2 protein-coding genes are annotated in these 1,212 nt (G+C 65.6%); one reads left to right on the plus strand and one right to left on the minus strand.

What is annotated here, in order from left to right; translation table 11 throughout:
• Nucleotides 1-366: 366 nt before the first annotated feature.
• Nucleotides 367-525: a hypothetical protein gene (locus tag I71_RS38720; protein ID WP_169055215.1), complete on the plus strand. Its 159-nt coding sequence runs from the start codon at nt 367-369 to the stop codon at nt 523-525.
• Between the two features lie 192 nt (nt 526-717).
• Here I71_RS38720 and I71_RS06940 read toward each other — a convergent pair whose 3' ends face one another.
• A complete protein-coding gene (locus tag I71_RS06940; RefSeq protein ID WP_042692951.1) occupies nt 718-1,098 on the minus strand; it encodes a response regulator in 381 nt (126 codons plus the stop codon).
• Between the last annotated feature and the right edge of the window lie 114 nt (nt 1,099-1,212).

The raw sequence follows: 1,212 nt of genomic DNA on the forward strand, positions 1-1,212 counted from the left end.
ATTCCTGCAGCCGACTCGGCAGAGCCTGCGGTCGGCTCCAGCCTGACGCGCGCACGGCCGGGACAGGCTTGAAAGGCCCTTCCCGCGACAGAGGCCCCTAATACTGCAATATATTAAGATATAGCGGCCGTTGACAAAAGGACGAGTGACAATACCACCTCGTCTGAGTTATGGTCGCCATATTGTATTTCAGACCCACAATCCGGACCGAAGGGGGTATATCCCCAGAGGCGTTCCGGACACTGAAAGCCGAGACGAGCGCGCAGCAGGGATTAGGCCAATCGCCATTGCCGGCTTCGACCGTCCGCCGATCCCCCTTCCGGGACGGCAACGGCACCCGGAGGCCGGACACAAAGGGAGGGACGCATGGACCGCAACACGACGCCGACCCTTTCCGAACTGCTCGAAGATCCGATCGTGATCGCCGTGATGGCGCGCGATGGGATCAGCCCCGACAGTGTCCAGCAGCTTTTCGAGCGCCTCCGCCGGAGCCGTCGGGTACAGGAAGAACGACTCGCAGCCTGACTGCGGGCTCCCTGCCCCTGGCGTCGGGGACGGTTCCGATTGAGCGCCGAAGATGCGCTTCGGTAAGCGTCCCGCAAGGCCAGCGGTTGGGCAAATCGGCTGGAACCTCTTCATTGAAGCGCCGCTCTCCACCGGAGAGCGGCGCTTCGCGATTTCGGGGACAAGGGCCTTTGCAAGGGGACCGACGCCCCCTTACCCCTCCAGAACCATGCACACGGCCTCGATCACCTCGCTCGGGGTGAAGGGCTTGCGCAGGGTGCGGTGCGCGCCCAGCGCCTCCGCCACCCGCAACACATCCAGCGAGGCGCGGGCGCCGCCGCCGGAAATCGCGATGATCTTCAACGACGGTGCATCGCGCCGCAGCTCCATGATCGTCGCCAGCCCCTCCTGGTTCGGCATGTAGATGTCGGTGATGACGAGGTCGAGCGGGCTGTCGGCGGGACAACCGCGGATCCGCTCCATTCCCTCAAGCCCGTCGCGGGCACCGACCACCCGATGGCCGGCCATCGACAGAGTGCGCAGCAGCACCGTCCGGACGACATCGTCGTCATCGATGATCAGCACGCTTGCCATGGTGCAGGCCCGTCACTCCGCCGGATGGGGCATGCCGTGGCCCGGCCCACCAGCCGCCTGGCCGCCAGCCGCCTGCCCCGCATCCCCGGATTCGTCCTGCATCGGCTTCTTGCG

It is taken from the genome of Azospirillum sp. B506 (assembly GCF_000333595.1).
In the GTDB taxonomy this organism is placed as follows: domain Bacteria; phylum Pseudomonadota; class Alphaproteobacteria; order Azospirillales; family Azospirillaceae; genus Azospirillum.

What these genes read in the sequence shown, in the direction of transcription:
- I71_RS06940 (WP_042692951.1), bottom strand. Translation starts at nt 1,098, where the DNA reads ATGGCAAGCGTGCTGATCATCGATGACGACGATGTCGTCCGGACGGTG.
- I71_RS38720 (WP_169055215.1), top strand. Translation starts at nt 367, where the DNA reads ATGGACCGCAACACGACGCCGACCCTTTCCGAACTGCTCGAAGATCCG.